General features: G+C 39.0%; 13 protein-coding genes and 1 riboswitch. Of the genes, 3 read left to right on the plus strand and 10 right to left on the minus strand.

The features are described 5' to 3' along the window. Positions 1–113 precede the first annotated feature (113 nt). On the minus strand, positions 114–2549 hold the full coding sequence (locus tag G6053_RS02400) for a TonB-dependent receptor (RefSeq protein ID WP_165305452.1): 2436 nt from the start codon (positions 2547–2549) through the stop codon (positions 114–116). A 54-nt stretch (positions 2550–2603) separates the two neighbouring features. Next, a riboswitch (TPP riboswitch) is annotated at positions 2604–2729 on the minus strand. Positions 2730–2961: 232 nt separating this feature from the next. On the opposite strand from G6053_RS02400, the gene G6053_RS02405 reads away from it, so the two are divergent. Genes G6053_RS02405 through G6053_RS02415 form a run of 3 tightly spaced genes read left to right on the plus strand, consistent with a single transcriptional unit; the run spans position 2962 to position 5965 of the window. Then, positions 2962–4137 carry an amidohydrolase family protein gene (locus tag G6053_RS02405; RefSeq protein ID WP_108636269.1) on the plus strand — a complete coding sequence of 392 codons (1176 nt, stop codon included), beginning with the start codon at positions 2962–2964 and terminating at the stop codon, positions 4135–4137. A gap of 37 nt (positions 4138–4174) precedes the next feature. Beyond that, positions 4175–4456 (plus strand): acylphosphatase, encoded by a 282-nt coding sequence (locus G6053_RS02410; RefSeq protein ID WP_108636268.1) that lies wholly within the window; start codon positions 4175–4177, stop codon positions 4454–4456. 6 nt (positions 4457–4462) lie between these two features. Beyond that, the gene (locus tag G6053_RS02415; protein ID WP_165305453.1) at positions 4463–5965 is read left to right on the plus strand and encodes a polysaccharide biosynthesis C-terminal domain-containing protein; all 1503 of its coding nucleotides are present in this window, start codon (positions 4463–4465) and stop codon (positions 5963–5965) included. A gap of 52 nt (positions 5966–6017) precedes the next feature. Here G6053_RS02415 and dusB read toward each other — a convergent pair whose 3' ends face one another. The 9 genes from dusB to trpC form a co-directional block, all read right to left on the minus strand. Next, positions 6018–7013 (minus strand): tRNA dihydrouridine synthase DusB, encoded by a 996-nt coding sequence (dusB, locus tag G6053_RS02420; protein WP_108636266.1) that lies wholly within the window; start codon positions 7011–7013, stop codon positions 6018–6020. A gap of 66 nt (positions 7014–7079) precedes the next feature. Beyond that, positions 7080–9521: an outer membrane beta-barrel family protein gene (locus G6053_RS02425; RefSeq protein ID WP_165305454.1), complete on the minus strand. Its 2442-nt coding sequence runs from the start codon at positions 9519–9521 to the stop codon at positions 7080–7082. 10 nt (positions 9522–9531) lie between these two features. Continuing rightward, positions 9532–10665 carry a PepSY-associated TM helix domain-containing protein gene (locus G6053_RS02430; RefSeq protein WP_165305455.1) on the minus strand — a complete coding sequence of 378 codons (1134 nt, stop codon included), beginning with the start codon at positions 10663–10665 and terminating at the stop codon, positions 9532–9534. Between the two features lie 73 nt (positions 10666–10738). Further along, a complete protein-coding gene (locus G6053_RS02435) occupies positions 10739–11968 on the minus strand; it encodes a hypothetical protein (protein WP_165305456.1) in 1230 nt (409 codons plus the stop codon). A 23-nt stretch (positions 11969–11991) separates the two neighbouring features. After that, positions 11992–14373 carry a TonB-dependent receptor gene (locus G6053_RS02440; protein ID WP_165305457.1) on the minus strand — a complete coding sequence of 794 codons (2382 nt, stop codon included), beginning with the start codon at positions 14371–14373 and terminating at the stop codon, positions 11992–11994. A gap of 114 nt (positions 14374–14487) precedes the next feature. Then, positions 14488–15690, minus strand: a complete 1203-nt coding sequence (locus G6053_RS02445) for a DUF4374 domain-containing protein (RefSeq protein WP_165305458.1) — start codon at positions 15688–15690, stop codon at positions 14488–14490. Positions 15691–15721: 31 nt separating this feature from the next. Next, positions 15722–16360 (minus strand): hypothetical protein, encoded by a 639-nt coding sequence (locus tag G6053_RS02450; RefSeq protein ID WP_165305459.1) that lies wholly within the window; start codon positions 16358–16360, stop codon positions 15722–15724. Between the two features lie 49 nt (positions 16361–16409). Then, a complete protein-coding gene (locus tag G6053_RS02455; protein ID WP_241254900.1) occupies positions 16410–16925 on the minus strand; it encodes an RNA polymerase sigma-70 factor in 516 nt (171 codons plus the stop codon). Positions 16926–16985: 60 nt separating this feature from the next. Next, positions 16986–17768, minus strand: coding sequence for an indole-3-glycerol phosphate synthase TrpC (trpC, locus tag G6053_RS02460; RefSeq protein ID WP_165305460.1), 783 nt, complete (start codon positions 17766–17768; stop codon positions 16986–16988). Positions 17769–17774: the final 6 nt, after the last annotated feature.

Here is a 17774-nt window from a genome sequence, read left to right on the forward strand (position 1 = left end):
TAAAAATTCCCATCGTCAAACACGATCCAATCTAACATTTATTGCTGCCAAAATAAAAAGTCTCCTTCTCTATTGAAGAGAAGGAGACTTTTATATAGCCGGGATCCTAATTGTTAAAATTTGATATTCAGGCCTAACATAAAATTTGTAGGTGCCTGTGGGAAGTAGAAATTGTAATATTTTCTGGTATCGTCTTCCATCCAGCCAAAGGTATAGCCGTTAGTTTCGTACTTTTCATTCAGTAAGTTATTTACCTGTAAACTTAGGTTAATGTCTTTTATACCTAAAGCCGTAAAATTATAATTCGCCAGCAGATTATTAACAAAGGATGAAGAGATGCTTCTTTCTTTCGCTGAGGAGTTATCGAGATATTGCCGTCCTACATATTTTGACAACAATGAAAATGTGAGCGGTTCAATAGGGCTATAGGAAAAGTTGCTGGAGATAATTGTATTTGGAGACAGGGCAATATCTGTCTTTGGATAGGAGATCCTAAGGTCGCCAATGACTTCTTCAAAGTTCTTGATCTTATTTTGGCTGAAAGCAGCGGTAGCCTTCCAGTTCAATTGCTTACTGATGTTCCAGGCTCCGTCAAATTCCAGTCCGATTCGATAGCTGTCTTTTACATTTTGTCGGATAGGAGCACCGGTATCACTGATCTCGCCTGTTGGAATCAACTGGTCTTTATAAAACATCCCGTATCCATTTAATCCAATATTGAATTTGGTATTGGTGAATCTATACCCAATTTCAATGTCCTGCATTTTTTCTGGCGTTGGATCCGGAAGTTTGCTGTTTTTCTCTATGAAATCTTTTCGGACGGGTTCCTTTTGCGCGAAAGCGTAGGAAGCATATATATTTGCATGATCATTTAACAGATAGGTTGCTCCGGCTTTGGGATTTAGAAAATTGAATTTTGGGTGGTAATTATAGTTTTTGACCTTATCATCGTCCCCATACATGTGATAGTCTACATTTCTGTACTGGACGTCGGCCATTAAGATCCATTTATCCAATTTGTAATCTACCTTTAGGAAGTTGCTGAAGTCATTTTTCTGCGATTTTCCGAAGTAATATTTGTCGTCTATAAATCCGTTGGAAGCGTACTGTGCCCAGATTACTTCACCGTAATGTTTTCCTCGATATTGGTTGTATGCACCACCCCATATAATTTCGAGCTGATCATTGGGTTTGTAGTTCAGCGCATAGGTCATCCCATAAAAATAATTATCTAACCATCTTCTGCGGACTAGATCTGTTTTTTTTATGGTATCACTACCGAGGATGACATCAGGCAAACCATATTTACTTAATTTATCACCGGGTCTCATCTCCTCATAATACCCATAGCCTCTTGTATAATGTAGTGCGGTATTCAGTGTGAGCTTGTCATTGAGGATATTGGTATAGTGAATCTGGTGATGCTTCTGCGTATAGTTGTCCGTTTGGTTTTTATAGGTATATAGGTTATAGTTTCTTCCTGCATTCATAAATCGGTCTTTTTCTGCGCCGGATACGCCGAGACCATTATCTGCGTAATCGTCCATGCGAGATCTATCACCCGTGATCAAAGGTTCCGGGACGCCGTTCCAGGCTTGGTAGGTCTTTTCCTTTCCCCAGAATACGATTCCTTTTAAGGTGTGTTTTTTGCCATAATAACCTCCATCGATATAGAAGGACTGTAGGTCTGAGGCACCTCTTTCGATATAACCATTACTGCTGATCCTGGATAAGCGGGCATTGAAAGCAAACTTGTCATCGATCAAACCGGTTCCGAGTTTTACTGTATTTTTCCAGGTATTATAAGACCCGAATGAATTATTGAGCTCGGCATAAGGTTTCTCTGCTAATGTATTTGATTGAATATTCAGGGAAGCTCCGAAGGATCCGGCCCCGTTGGTAGATGTTCCGATTCCCCGCTGTACCTGGATGCTTTCTGTGGATGAGGCGAAGTCAGGGAGGTTGACAAAGAATGACCCCATGCTTTCGGCATCATTTAATGGAATACCATTAAGGGTTACATTGATCCGCTGGTTGTCAGATCCACGGATCGTCATGTTTGTATATCCTATGCCGGCTCCTGCATCGGAGTTTACCTGAACAGAAGGTGTTTGATTCAAGAGATAGGGGATGTCCTGTCCCAGATTATTCTTAGAAATCTCTTCTTTTGAGATGTTCCTGAATGTGGTAGGTGCATTCTTTTTAGCTCTGGTGGATACCACAAGAACCTCTTCGGTACGAATTGTTTTTGGATCGAGCTGAACGGTCAATTCCATATCCCGTTGGAGGTTTAGGTTTTGAGTCCAGGTTTGATATCCGACAAACGAGACCTGAATGGCATGTTTTCCATCTGCGATATTATATAATTTGATCAGGCCATCTCTGTCAGATTTGGTTGTAAATGAAGTCTGTCCGTCTATGGATACCGATGCATTCTGTAGCGGCCTTTGTGTATCCTTATCTACGGTTTTAATCGTCAAATTGTGCTGGGCAACAGCAATTTGGCTTAAAGAAGTAGCTAAAACGCTACAAATCAAAAATTTGATCATGTTGATGTATTTTGTTTAAGTTAAACAAATCATGGCAAGGGGTCACCATGACCGTTTTATTTAACTAACCTCTCCCTCCGCCAGCATTACCTGGATCAGGTGCACAGAACTTAATCTGTTGGGTATGATCTCAGCCTTTATTTGTGTTTCTGACAAAACAAGGCACCCCTAATCGACGTTGCGAATATATAAATTAAAATCGGAATGATATATAAAGATGGTGTTTTTTACAAAAAGTAGACTTTTTGTAAAATATGTAATAATTTCCTTTTGGTTTAAAATTTTACGTTTAGGCTTGTTTTTGGTGTTTGTTGTTCTTTTTAGGTACCTTGGTATAGAATTTTCTACTGTTAGTATGTATTCATATTCGGTCAAAAATTTTTAGTTATTAATTTGAGAGTGAGGAGATAAAATGTTAAAGTATTTAAGCGCAAATTATATTCTACCGATTACCTCAATGCCTATAAAAGATGGTATTGTAGCGGTAGACGAGGAGGGGGTAATTCAAGGCATCTATGACCCTACTTCATTCACACAGACTGATAAAGTCAAAATCGAGCGGTATGAGGGAGTAATTATTCCGGGTTTTATCAATGCCCATTGCCATCTTGAATTGTCACATATGAAAGGCGTGGTCGCTAAAGGTACCGGTCTTCCCAATTTCCTTAGCCAAGTCATGACTTCACGTAGTGCATCTATGAAGAAAATGGATGATGCGATGTCGAAAGCGGATAAAGAGATGTATGAAAATGGGATCGTAGTGGTGGGAGACCATGCAAATACGGACAATTCTTCTAAACTGAAGGAAGATTCAAAAATACTTTATCATACCTTTGTGGAGGTCATTGGGGTTGAACCTGAAGAAGCTGATTTTAAACTTAAAGAAGCCAAGTCTTTAACACAAGAATTTAGAAATGGCCATGTGTCTATTACGCCACATGCACCTTATTCCTGTTCGAAAGTTCTTTTTAAGAAATTTAAAAAATCGGTGCCTGAGACTAATATCATTAGTATTCATAATCAGGAGAGTGACGAAGAGAATAAATTGTTTAGATACAAAACAGGTGAATTTCTGGATTTCTATAAGAGTATCGGAAAGAATGCGGATTCTATTAAAGCGCAAGCCCGAAACTCCATCCAGTCTTACTTACCTTACTTGCCTTATCCGAATAAGTTGTTGTTGGTCCATAATACCTATACTTCATTAAAAGATCTGGATTTTGTAGAACGAATGGACCGGGATGTTGTATGGTGCCTGTGCCCAAAAGCAAATTTATATATTGAAGGGAACCTTCCTAAGGTTCAAAACTTTATAAATGCGGGACAACGGTTAGTGATTGGTACGGATAGCCTAGCGTCGAATGATACACTTTCGGTATTGGAAGAACTGAAGGTATTGCATGAACATTTCGAAGATTTGGATTTCTTGCAAACAATCCAATGGGCAACAATCAACGGAGCTGTTGCATTGAATATTGAGGATGAATATGGATCTTTGGAAATCGGCAAAAAACCGGGGATTGTCCTGCTTGAGGGTATGGAAAACTTGCGTTTAACAGATAAAGTTAAAGTCAAACGTTTAGCGTAGTATTTAATTCCACAAAAACTTCTGTACTTTTGCTCTTATGAAACATTTGAATATTTCAATAAGAGGTAAAGTACAAGGAGTCTTTTTTCGATTGACGGCCAAAGCTGTTGCGGATCAGGTCGGCGTGAAAGGCTTTGTGCTCAATCAAAAGGATGGGTCTGTCTACATGGAGGCCGAGGGGGACGATTTTGCCCTTGATTCATTGTTGGACTTCTGCCAGGAAGGTCCAGAGGATGCAAATGTTGAAGCTGTTGAGGTTACGGAAGGCGAACTGAAAGGCTTTTCTAATTTTGAAGTGATTAAAAGAGTTCAATCCTAAAGCCCAGTGTCGACAATTAAGAAATTTCTCAGCGATACCGTTATTTATGGTGTGACTACTATCGTTTCAAGAATGATAGGTTTCCTGATGACCCCACTCTATCTCCGTAAATTTAAGGATGCAGCGGTCTATGGAATTTATTCTAATTTTTATGCATGGATGTCCATGCTGAATGCTATTCTAGCATTTGGAATGGAAACAACTTATTTCCGGTATTTACAGAAAGTTGAACCACAGAATAAGAATAAAGTTTACAATAATAGTTTCTTTATTACTTTATTTACCTCAGGAGTATTATTGTTGTCTGTATTTGTTTTCACAAGACCTATCGCTTCATGGTTTGCGGATGGGGGTGACGTGGATCTATATGAACAGTACATTAAGTATTTTGCTTTTATCCTTGTTGCGGATGCGCTGGCTGTTGTCCCGTTTACAAAGCTACGGGCAGAAGGCAGACCTTATAAATACAGTGCATTGAAATTTGTTAATATCGGTATTACCGTGATTTCAAATCTATTTTTTATTTTGTTCTTGCCGGATTGGGTACATAAGTATACATTTTGGGCGGATTTTGCTGGCACATGGTTCAAAGAGGGTTGGATCGGTTATGTCTTTATCTCCAATCTTTTCGCAAGTATCGTCACGTTAATCCTATTACTCCCTGAATTGTTAACTTTCCGATTTAGTCTAGATAGAAAATTAATGAATGAAATGTTAAAGTATAGCTTCCCAATTCTAGTCGCCAATATTTCATTTATTATTAACGAGAATCTAGACAAAATGTTCTTTCTGAAATTGATACCTGGAAAGGCGGGGAAAGATGAGTTGGGTATATATGGCGCGGTTGCTAAATTGTCTGTATTCCTAAGCTTATTTGTGACAGCTTTTAGATTAGGGGCCGAGCCATTCTTCTTTTCATATTCAAAAAACCAGAACGCATCGAAAACCTACGCCCTAATCATGGAGTATTTTGTTATCCTTATGGTTATCGCAATGGTCGGCTTGACAGTGAATTTGGATTGGCTGAAGTATTTTATTGAAGGTAATGAAAAAGAGGTCGCAACATACTGGACTGGACTTAAAATTGTCCCCATTCTTTTATTTAATTATGTGCTACTTGGAATATATATGAATCTATCGATTTGGTATAAATTGACTGATCATACACGTTATGCTATTTACATTTCGGGAATAGGGGCGCTAATTACAATTATGCTCAATGTGTGGCTTATCCCAACTTATTCCTATGTTGGGGCTGTTTTATCAACAACAGTAGTATATCTAGTCATGATCGCTTTTTCACTTTACTGGGGCCAGAAGTATTACCCCATACCCTATAAGATGATCAAGATCGCTGTCTATCTCGGAGCAGGGCTGTTGATTTCGTGGTTGAGCTTTCAAGTTTTCCATAGTAATATTTGGATAGGAAACGCTATGTTATTGCTGCTGCTCGGTGTTACTTTTTTCCTTGAAAAGAATGCGCTGATGAAATTAATACGAAGAAGATAATTTCATATTAAAACAAAGGCGGTAACTGTTAGGTTATCGCCTTTGTTATTTTTTAGATGAATTCAGGCATGAACGAATGTTCAATCTCATCAAGAACTTCAAGTATATCTGCTTGATTTTGAAGACTAACAAGTTTCATCCTATATTCTTTGAAATTCGGAATTCCTTTAAAATAATTTGCGTAATGTCTCCGCATTTCAAAGATCCCTAATTTATCACCTTTCCATTCAATGGATTTGTTTAAGTGTGTTCTGCAAACCTCAACGCGTTCGGCAATTGTAGGCCCCTCCAAGCGCTCGCCTGTATGGAAGAAATGCTTGATTTCTCTAAAGATCCAAGGGTAACCAATAGCCGCACGGCCGATCATAATGCCATCCACTTCGTATTCCTGTCTCCAGGCCGCTGCTTTTTCGACTGAATCCACATCACCGTTACCAAAAATTGGAATCTGAATGCGCGGATTGCGTTTGATGTCACGGATCATAGACCAATCAGCCTGACCTTTGTACAATTGCGCACGGGTACGGCCATGTATCGCTAATGCTTTGATACCGACGTCTTGCAACCGTTCAGCTACTTCGTATACATTTTTGGTATTATCATCCCAGCCAAGCCGTGTTTTTACTGTCACGGGGAGATGAGTTGCTTCAACAACAGCTTTGGTCATTGCAACCATTTTATCAATGTCTTGCAATAGGGAAGAACCGGCTCCCTTACAGACCACTTTTTTAACTGGACAACCGTAATTGATATCGATGAGATTTGGATTTGCTTTTGTGCAGATTTCAGCTGATTGACGCATACTTTCAATATCTCCACCGAATATCTGGATACCGATAGGCCGTTCATATTCAAAAATATCGAGCTTTTGAACAGATTTAGCTGCATCACGGATTAGTCCCTCTGAAGAAATAAATTCAGTATACATTAAATCAACACCATTCTGTTTGCATACATAGCGAAACGGCGGGTCGCTTACATCCTCCATTGGAGCTAGTAACAAAGGGAATTCACCCAAATCAATATTTTCACCAATCTTGACCGACATCTTCAATAATTTTTTACAAAGGTACAAAATTTGGTATTAGTATAAAGTTAGCTAACTGTCATGAGTTTAGAGTCGACTTTTTATGTCTTCAGAACCCGTAGCGCGCTGTGCTGTGGCGTTCTGAGAACCACCGAAACGGTAGCTGAAAGACAGGATGGCAGTTCTACTGTCTGGATTAGATCTACCGATGAGCCTTATGGTTGGCGAGATAGTTTCATATCGTCGATTGTTAGTTCTGAAAATATCGTTAACGACTAATTTCAGCGTCGCTTTTTTATTGAGAAGATTTTTTTGAATGCCGGAATATACCTGTCCACAGCTTTTGATATGACTGATCCCTACCGTTAAGCCTGATACATAATTGCCTCCCAGTTCAATAGACCAGCCCTTGGGCAATTTGAATGAATTTTGACTGTTTAGACTTAACGTATTGCCTTTGCGAATGATCAGTTCATCTTCTTGTGGTAATTCATATTCATTCCGATAATAGTTTGCAAAATGTGTTGCCGACCACCAACTGGTCAATTGGGTCGGGGCAATAAAAGAGATCCCATAATTTTTAAAAGAACCTATATTTTCGGGTCTTTCAAAAGTGATATATGGGTTAAGCGTATCTCTTCCCAATATTTCGTTGACAACATTTGACCGCTGTGCATAATTCAACGTTAAGACATATTTGCTTGCGTAAGTATAACCTAATTCAAAGGAGTGTTCGTATGCTGGGTTTAAGTTCGAATTTCCCTCAGCATAGGAAAAAGGATCTGTGTATACCCTGAATGGATTTAAATCCCAAAACGAAGGCCTTTGCACGCGATAGCTGTAACTGGTCTGTACTTTATGATTGTCATTGGCTGTATAAGTTAAAAACGCTGCCGGGAATAATTTGAAATAGGATCTTTCAAATTGTTCGTTCAATGTGATCTGATGACTACGTGTACGGGTGTATTCTCCCCGAATGCCTAATTGCGTTGAAAACTTATGCCAGCTTTTTGAAAGATTTACATAGCCCGCATGGATAGTCTCTTTGTAGATAAAGTGATTACTTGTGCCCAGATCCGGAACATATTGATCATTTTGTAATGTATCATAATGTAGATCGTTTTCAGTGCGCACATCACTGCTCTTCCAGCCAGCTTCGAGTTTGTACTCCTTTGGAAGCGGAAGTGTATAATCCAGTTTGGCAACATAAACCTGATTGTCTGAGGGGATATCACCGATTCTTGAGGAATTTGCAAGCGATGTTGAAGGTCCCACATTGTGATATGCCGTATTCAGCTGCTGATCCATTTTTGAATAATGGTCAACGAAATCAAGATCTAGTTTTAGTTCATGACCTTTATCATTAAGCTTTAAATTATAATTGAAGTTGTACAGCATATCTCGCCAGCGCTCCTTGCCTTCGGTGACGGTAGTGGATGCCGATATTAAATTATCGGTATTAAAATTCCTGAGACTATTCGTGGTGGGTTCGTACTTCGGATATTTTCCAAATCCTCCGTTAATTAAGAAGCCTATCGTCTGTTTGGAATTTATGCTGTAGTCCATGCCGACTCTAAAATTATTAGATCGGAGTTTGGGCTGAATGGTGTTTTCCTGCTGCGAATAAGAATCAGGATCGGATCCGCGGTCGGTATAAAAATAACGTGTAAGCGAGTTATAGTATTCCAGATTCTGGAAATACTGATTATAAATTCCAAATACATTAATTTTTTCTGTACGGTAATTGAGGTTTAAACTCCCGCCAAGATGTGCTCCTCTACCGGCACCGGCATTAGCCGATACGGAACCATTAAACCCCTGTTTGAGTCCTTTCTTTAATACAATGTTGATGATACCTGCGGATCCAGCGGCGTCCTGTTTTGCATTTGGATTTGACATAACCTCGATTTTATTGATATCCATTGAGGAGGTGCTTCGCAGGAGATTGGCCAATTGATCGGCAGACAGGTATGTAATTTTTCCATTGATCATGACCGTAGCTCCAGATTTACCTTTAATACTTAGCGAGCCACTTTCGTCGACCGCGATGCCCGGAATCTTGCTGAGTAATTCCAGCCCGTTGTTGCCGTCCGCGAGCGTTGAGTTTTCAATATTGAAAACCAGCTTGTCCTGTTGCTGTTCGATAAATTGTTTTTTTCTTTCGACGAGGACCTCTGCGAGATAACCATTGTTTTGTAATAAGAGGATCTTGCCAAGATCATATTCGTCAAAATGTTCCTCCAGCCTGAAGTGAGGACTGAAAGTATCCTGGTGTGTAAGACTTTTGACTTTAATAAAATAGGTGCCGGCTTTTAAGTTGGTGAACCTGAAATTTCCGGTACTATCTGAGGCTGCCGTACTAGCTAGGGTGCCATCTTTGACGTGATAAAGCGAAATACTTACATAAGGAATGGCCTGTTTATCTTCGCCCACAGTCTGTCCTTTGATATGATTTGTTTTTTGGGCCTGGCTCGTAAATAAAGTACAGACCCAAAGGAGACTTAAGAGATAACGGAGGATATAAGGCATGGTGATGTGATTAAGTTGTTGCTAATTGTGTACGTCTTGCTTTTTTTGTTGGCTTTTTTTTCTTTCCCCACCAGATGTAGAATCCCGTTATGGGTAATGTGGCACAGATAAGTGAGGCAATAAAGTAAATGATTTTGGTGGTCATTCCACCTATAAAACCGGTATGCAGGGCATAATTGGAGCGCATGAGCCATTCCGCGGTATTGGCTTCATCAATTGGCCCCTGCTTGCGTCCGCTTAATTCCAAGGTATAACGGTCAAAAGTAAGATCTCTCCAGCTTCCGTTGGCCATATCCGTGCAGGCATATACCGTTTTGTCTTCCTTTTCAGGATAGTGTACGATGACAGCTTCCTTATTGAATTTTGCATACTCGTGACGTACTTTATACCAGATTTGATCCGCCACGACCAGCGCATCATTTAGCGGTTGGTCCGGAAGCTCAAGTTTATTATTCTTTTCCGTCTTCGGTTTGTTGGGGTAGCCTCCCGTCACCCAGACGACAGAACTTCGGATCCAGGGAAAACTCATAATTAGTCCTGTAAAGCACATGACCAATGCGATTGTTAGTGTATAAAAGCCCAATACGTTATGGAGGTCATAATTGACACGTTTGAATTTTGCTTTCCACTTGACGGTGAAACTTTGTTCTCTGGATCTACGGTTCCATTTCTTCGGCCACCATAATATCAAGCCTGTGATCAGCAGTAAAAAAAAAATGAAGGTGCTCCAGCCAACGACCTGTCGGCCTATTTTTACAGGCATCCAAAGATGACGGTGACCTTCATCCATGAAATGGAAAAAATCCTCATGATTAACAATGGCCATGACTTCGGCTGTATAAGGGTTTACATAGACCAGACTATCGGAATGGTCTAAGCTTACTTTGACCGACTTGTCCAGTCCGTAATACCAGGAGCTCCCAATTTCATAATTGGGAAGTGCAGCCTTAACAGATTTATAGATCGCAGAGGGTGGAAGCTGCTCTGCTGGTTTTTGCGGTGCGACCTGAATATAGTTTGTAGTCAATTCTTTGATATCATGTTCAAAGACAAGTACGCAGCCTGTAATTCCTAAGATGATAACGGGTATACCCGCTGCCAAGCCTAGCCAGAGGTGCAACCAGGCATTAATTTTACTGAGCATAATAGTATTAAATATTGGAGAGATTTAAAATGTATTCAATAGGGCAATAAGCGTTGCCCTATTGAAAAGGCGATTAATCTAAATTATAGATTATTGGTGTATCAGCATCACCACCAAGTACTTTCGCCCCTTTTGTTAATTTGTCCGTCGTGGGATTATATTCCCAGATGTAGATGGCATCCGCTTTGGGATCATTCACCGCAATATATGCCTTACCATTTACGACAACGGCTGAACGGGAATTACTTACCAATGGAAAATCTAGCTTTTTGATTACTTTTTGAGAATTTACATCGACAATTAGGTATTCCCACATTGCAGCATACCACCAATCATTCCATTCTTTAACATTGTTTTTTGTGTCATGGGCACTGATGAGCAAAGCTTTTCCATTACCTAGATATGCAACGCCCAGTTGGTTGTCACCAGCTTGGTATTGACTGATGTTAAAGAAGTAGTTGGGATCTAATTTGTCGTCACCATCTTTGATACGATAGAATCCAGTAGGCATATTTTTACCGCCACCTAGTGCTGGCATCGTGTATGTCTGGAGATATGTATAACCGTTTTCTTTGAATTTATGGAAATAGCCATTTCTTACAGGGCCTACTGGTGCTGAACGATTGTCCTCACCTGTTTTTTTGAAATTCTTAAAAGAAGGGTAATCAACAGCGCCTGTGTACGTGACGTCATAACTCACTTTAGTGACATTATTGTACAAGCAATAGCCTAATACGACCTTATTTCCTTGGGGAAGAAATGCGTAAATACGCATACTGTGATCTTTTGGGATATCGTTTTCAGAAGTTATTGATCCATTTGCCTCTACAGTCATTGTTTTGGTGTTGATAATAGCATATTCATTGCTATTACGTGGGCCTACAGCTAGACGGTCATCATCTAACCAGCTATGCCAACCGATATACAAAGTGGTTAATTTGGTAAAAGGGATAACTTGAATAGTCTTTAGTACACCGTTTTCAAATGCATATTTACCAAATTTAGAAGCGTTTGGATCGATCGAATAAAAATATTTCCCTTTTTGAATCACATTTTCTTCCCATGGAAACATGCTTGTAACATCTGTACCTGCCCCTACTGGAGATATTGTGCCAGACATTAAGTCTTTTACTGGAAGCATAAAAGATCCATTGTCTGTACTAAACTTAATTGCAAAGTTCCCACCTACCTCTTCAGTGGGATCTGTTGGTTCGGCAGGATCTGGATTTGATTTGCTACAGCTCATAAGCGTCATGCCAGCCAGAGCGACCAGACCTACACTTTTTGTGATTGATTTTAACATAATATGAAATTTTAAATTATTTTTTAATGTGTGGATTGGATCAGATAACGCAGTTTTAGATACACCGAACGTCCGGGGCGCTGTTGCTTGAAAATATCATACGCAATTTGATCGGTCAGGTTTTTCCCTTCGATAGTGATGTTGTACTGATTATTATTGAAAGAATAGGTTGCGGCGATGTTGTGCAACCATTGTGCTGGGATGTAATCTTTTGTCGATTTTTCAGCTAATTTGGACCAGCTTAGTGAATAGTTGTTGATAAACTGCAAATAATAGTTTAACTGTATTCGATTATCTTTTTTATCAAATAAATTGTTTCGGCCGTAACTGATATCCAGATTCCCGAATAGCCAAGGTTCATTCGGTGTACGGTTTTTGTAGGTAATTTTTTCTCTGTTGTTATTATCAAAGCGCTCGCGATCGACAGCATTATAATAACTCATATTGAATACCGCCATAAAATCTGATTTGTAACCATATTTAATCTCAAAATCGACTCCATTCACCTTCACTCCACCTTCATTCTCGGCTAACTGTTTTTGTCCTTGCGGTGTATCATACATTTTACTGATGATATAGTCTTTTACATTTCTATAGTAGGTGGAAGCATCAAAGTTTAGACGATGATTTCCAAAGGCTGTAACGTAGTAGAGGTTTAAATTGTAATTGTCGCTGTTGGCCGGCCTTAATTTCTCATTCGGCATTATATTGAGTCCATCTCCGAAGAGTTGTGTAAAGGATGGTAATTGATAAGCATGCTCATACGATAATTTTATTCCGTAACTACTTCCAAATCTGATATTTGTTACTGCCCCATAACCTAAGTAATTTTTCGACGTTTTTTCTGAAGTATTGGTTTTGCCTGATAGTCCATATTCTTTTATGAAAAACGAGTTGTTGATTTTTTCCTTCCATAAAAATTGCTGATAATTTAATCCAGCATTAGTGCGGATGATTTGATTGGTAATATTATAAAAATCATTGTAGGGGTCTATTTCATTATAATTTTCGCGTTTATTGGTGTTTAAATTATAATTGAAATTGATGAGATGTTGCGCTGCCAGTTTATAGTTCAGGTTAAGCTGAGAAAAACTATTGTTGATCTTTTGGTGAATAATTGATTTATAGCTATTAAGTTCACCAGCCGTGGGACTATATTCCGTAGGAAGGCCATTCCAGAAATAATAAGTCCGTGAACTCGTATCGGTGATCACATTCTCACCCCTTGAATAGTTGGCGTATACAGTGGCTGATAGATTCTCAAAGAAGAGTTTGTCTTTTCTATACCTTAAACTGGGTGTTAATGTATGATTTTTACTAAATACTTGTCCTAAGACCCGTTCCTGTGTTGCCGCAGTCTGCTGTTGATCGTAGACATCGTTATAGGTTAATCCTAAAACAGCGATATCGGCCCATTTTTTGTTGCTCACACCAACCTCGACCTGGGTCATGAATGAGCGATAATCGTCATGAAAGCGTCTTGCGGATTGTAATGTGTCAAATCTCGAGGCATCTACGGGAGCAAGTATGTAGACTCCTGCCTTAGGATTGGTTTTCATTAAATAGTTATTGTTTGAAAAGTTGTAATAACTATTAAGGTTGACCATTAATCCATTTTTTGGATGTTTATATCCAGCACTCAGCGCTGCTCGGTGCGTGTTGAATGAGCTGATGCTGTAACTCACATCCAAAGATTTTTTGTAATCACGGTTGGTCACGATATTGATTGCTCCTCCAAGAGCGTCTGAGCCTAGATGGGCAGGCACAACACCTTTGTAAACCTCGATTCGTTCCGCAATATTGACCGGCATATTGTTTAGGCTCATACCGCTTCCGAAAGATTCAATTGGCACGCCGTCAATAAAAAATTTGATGTTATTTCCCGATAGTCCGTTCAGCGAAAAGGAATATTTTGATCCTAGTCCTCCTTGTTCTCTAATTTTTACCCCTGTGCTTCTGTTTAGAATTTGGTTGACATCGGAATTGGTATTTGCATATTGCTTTGTTTCAATGACGTTGACATTAAAACCGGAATCTTTTATTTTTTTACCTGCTGTTTTTCCGTTAATTTTTACTTCTTCTAACCCATTATTTTTTGCGGTCAGCTGTATTTCTCTGAGGATTTCATGTTCTTGATTAATTCTAAACTTTCTTTGTAAAGTTTTATAACCAACAGCAGAGATATTGATCTGGTATATTCCAAATGGAATCCCCTTTATTGTAAAGTTTCCATCTTGATCAGCTTTTGCGCCCTGCTTGATTTCTCTAAATGTAATGGAAGCTCCTTCAATTGGTTCATTGGAAGCTGTCACGATCTTACCTTTGAGTTCAGCTACTTGTTGGGCAAAAGAAGATTGAGATATGATTAAGAATACGATTAACCATATTATTTTAAATTTTGACATTATTTTATTTAGATTAATTACACATAGAAAAGTAGCGTAACTCTAAATTTACCGAAGGTCAAAAAAGTAAATAAATGATATTATTTTTTAATAAGCTGAATATCAGTCGAAAATTTAGTTTAATCGGTCTATTCTGACAATAAAATCGGTCGCTTGATCTAGGGTAAGACCAACCTGAATATTTTTTGATGTGATATCATAGACCCAAACTTGATGCTGATCCTTTGCGTCGTCTATGGTGATATAGGCTTTCCCATTTTCAACGAGAACGGATTCTTTACGCGTTCCCTTGTCGAAAGGAAGATTTAATTTTTTAGTAGTTTGGCGGATAAGATCGACTACATAGTACTCAAATTGATAGGTGGAATGATGATCGCTAAAGTCTGTGTAGCGGTCTCTACGTTCACTACGCACGATCGCTTGATTGTTACCCAAATACCACATGCCATAAGCATGATTGTGCGTTTTGGCTGTTAAATTTAGGAAATAGGTAGGGTTGATATGGGTAGAATTGCTGTCAATTCTGAAAATTGCGGTAGGTTTCGACGGACTGTTGCCCAGCGCTATGCCCGGGCAGGACATAAAATAGAAGTTCCCATTTTCGTCATGAAAGCTGTAAGACTGTACCGTATTAACTCCACCGGGGTAAGTGGATCGTATATCTTTTTGTATATTTTTCAATCGTAAAGTCGCCTTATCCAATGTTGCGACGTATAGGGTGTCTATTGTGGTGAAGTCAGTTTCGTTGATTACTTTATTAAACGTATAACCGACCAGCAATTGCTGTTGATGTATCGTGCCAAAACCCACAGAAAGGATCTTAAAATCCGCTGCGGCCGGCGGTAATTTTATCTCTTGCTGTTGGTTGATTTTGAAATCATGGACGGCAATTTTATAGATCCATAGCCGACGATTTGTTTTGTTGTCCGAAGTGAATAAGAGTAATGTATCCTGATGGATCCAGCTGATGTTTTCAATATGCCGGTCCTGCATATCCAATTGAGCAATTTCCTTTAACCCGTTTGGTTCAAGTATATATTTTCTGAATTTCCCTGCCCTCAAAAAATAAAAATGCTTGTCTTTGACGATGATGCTTCTATCAAAAAGTTTTGTAGAAACGTCGATTCCATTTTTCGAAATTGTCAGATTCCCGCTATCCACCGTATTTGTCGTCAGGATGGTATTGCTGAGATCCTTATTCATCGTATAAAGACTGTACTTTCCGGCTGCATTTTGTTCTCCGTCATCTGTTCCACAGCTTACTACCAAATGGAGTAATAACGAGGATAAGAATAGCGTGAAGCGGTTGGAGAGCATGAGTGTATGGACTAATTGAGGTTCTTCTTATTTAGATGATATTAAATTGTATTTTCAGTTCGTGTTGGATGGTAGGAGCTAAAAAGGTAAGTTCCGATTTGGAGATTATTACTTGCTTGCCATTTTTTTGTGGTTTTAATACAAAATATGTTTCCCCATGTTTGAACTCCTTCTTTTTATCTGTTCCAGAAAAGCTAAAGGCAAAGTTTTTTTTGGGTATGAACATCATATTGCCTGAAGTTTTGAATTCCCCGGTATCCGTATTGATCTCTGCCCTTGCATTTTTACCCAAGATGATATTATAACTATGCTGGTTAATATACTTCAGTCCAGCACTTGTTCCGTTATCAAAGATGGCGGAAGCTTTTTCGGCATCCTTACTAAATTGATAAAAACCAAAACTGATTAAAAATACAATACTGGCGGCTATTCCAATATATTTAAAACCATATTTTTTAGGAGGAACTATTGTTGGGACTTCGGATCGATCAATATGGCTGCTCAGCTCGGCCCAGATATCCGTTTCTAATTTTGTTTTTTTAGCAATGGAAATAGACAAGGGATCCGACTCGAGGGTATCATCCAATAACCATTCTTCCACAAGAAGTTGTTCTGCGGGAGAGCATTGGCCTAAATGATATTTCTCTATGAGTTTATGGTCTATTTTCATATAATATACTTCCTGACAAAAGTACAGGATTTCTTTTGTATAGCTAAATTTAGGATATATATTCCGTTAGTTCTGTTTTTAATGTTTTTAATGCTCGTGAAATATGATATTCTACCGCTCTTTCTGAAATATAGAGCTTATGTGCAATTTCCTTGTTGGTGAGCCCCTGTTCTCTGCTCATGCGGAAGACATTTTTACATTGTTTAGGCAGAGTATCAATCAGATTTGATATTTTCTTGGCCAGTTCATCAGCGATCAGCGAATTATCTACGTAATGCTCTTCTCTTGTATTTGAAATGTTGTCCAGGTGTTGCTGCCGCGATACTTTATTGCGAATGTATTCAAATGTTTTGAGTTTTACTGATCTGATCAGATACCGTTCAACCTCGATGAGACGAAGTTCATCACGCCGTTCCCAGAGTGATTTGAAAACATCCTGTACAATTTCCTTGGAATGTTCTTCATCTTTGATGCTGCTCAGGCAAAAGGCAAACATACCTTCCCAGTGTTGAAGATATATTTGCTCAAAACCTGCTTTATCTATAATAAAAAACTCTTTTTCCAAAATACCAGTTCGCTGTTCTGACGCAAAGATAGGCTTATTTAGATTCGTTTTAAATAATTTCTAAATTTCTTTTACGAAATCCTTGATCGCTTTCCCCGGATCTGTGGTTTTCATAAAATTTTCACCGATTAAAAAGCTATGGAAACCAGCCTTTTTTAATGCTTTAATCGTCTTGGGATCGGAGATGCCACTTTCAGACACTTTGATGTATTCGGATGGAATCTTATCCAAAAGATCATACGAATGTTGTAGATCGACGGTGAAATCTTTTAGGTTTCTGTTATTGACACCGATGGCATCAATATCGTCAAAAAGATTATCCAACAGTTCCTGTTCATTGTGTACTTCAAGCAATACGTTGAGTCCGATCTGATGTGCATAAGCAGCAAATTCCTGCACTTCTTCTTTTTTTAGACATGCTGCTATTAAAAGGATAACATCAGCACCATAAGCCTTGGCCTCAGTAATCTGATATTTGTCCACAATGAATTCTTTGCGCAAAATAGGGATGTTAATTGCTTCCCTTGCTTTGGAAAGATCTTCAAGATTGCCCTTGAAAAACTCCCCATCGGTCAGCACAGATACCGCCGAGGCACCGGCTTCTTCATAGGCCTTGACAACATCTTCGACCTTTGCTGTACTGTTGATATCTCCTTTTGAGGGAGACGCTCGTTTATATTCAGCTATAATTCCTGTTTTTTCAGGATCTAATATAGATTCCCGTAACGAAAGACAGGCTACGTTGAAATAGGGATAGTTCAACAGCTCTTCGAATGGAACTAAGGCTTTCGCTTTTTCTACTTCTATTCTTTTTCGTTCAATGATTTTATCCAGTATAGTCATTTGTAG

The organism is Sphingobacterium sp. DR205 (assembly GCF_011064245.1).
GTDB classification, from domain to species: Bacteria; Bacteroidota; Bacteroidia; order Sphingobacteriales; family Sphingobacteriaceae; genus Sphingobacterium; species Sphingobacterium athyrii.